The organism is Streptococcus sp. CCH5-D3, assembly GCF_001556435.1.
Lineage (GTDB): Bacteria > Bacillota > Bacilli > Lactobacillales > Streptococcaceae > Streptococcus.
The window spans coordinates 1-576 of sequence record NZ_LSIW01000053.1; the positions used below are offsets into that span (position 1 = coordinate 1).

At 48.3% G+C, this 576-nt stretch carries 1 protein-coding gene and 1 pseudogene; one reads left to right on the forward strand and one right to left on the reverse strand.

Annotation, left to right across the window (positions count from 1 at the left end; all coding sequences use genetic code 11):
* A partial coding sequence (locus AX662_RS10910; RefSeq protein ID WP_231728406.1) for an adhesin occupies window positions 1–208 on the reverse strand: 208 nt, incomplete at its 3' end.
* On the opposite strand from AX662_RS10910, the pseudogene AX662_RS10685 reads away from it, so the two are divergent.
* Window positions 189–576: pseudogene (locus tag AX662_RS10685) on the forward strand (hypothetical protein); the annotation flags it as partial. The gene AX662_RS10910 and the pseudogene AX662_RS10685 sit on opposite strands and share 20 nt — an antisense overlap.

The following is a 576-nucleotide window of genomic DNA, read 5'->3' on the forward strand; positions in this document are numbered from 1 at the left end:
TTGACAATGATGAGTTTTCCTCACCAGTCTTAGGAAGCGCTTGGCTACCACGTTTGTGCTTAGGATCTTTCACTTCAGAAGTTGATTCTGAGACACTCAATGAGGCAGACACTGAAGCACTTGTTGAGGCAGAGGTTGAAAGACTTGCTGAAGTACTCAATGATGTTGAAATACTTGTTGAAGCACTTGTGCTTTCAGAAGCACTCAAGAATGCTGATGTAGAAGCTGACTCTGATACTGAAGCGGATGCGCTCGCTGACGCTGACTCAGATGCTAAAGCAGATTCAGATGCGCTTACTGATTCTGAGACTGAGACTGAAGCGGATGTACTTGCTGACACTGACGCAGATGCTGATGCAGATTCTGATGCGCTTACTGATTCTGAGGCAGAGACTGAAGCGGATGCGCTCGCTGACGCTGACGCAGATGCTGATGCCGATTCAGATGCGCTTACTGATTCTGACGCTGAGATTGAAGCGGATGCGCTTGCTGAGACTGACGCAGATGCTGATGCCGATTCAGATGCGCTTGCTGATTCTGATGCAGAGACTGAAGCTGATGTGCTTGCTGATTCTG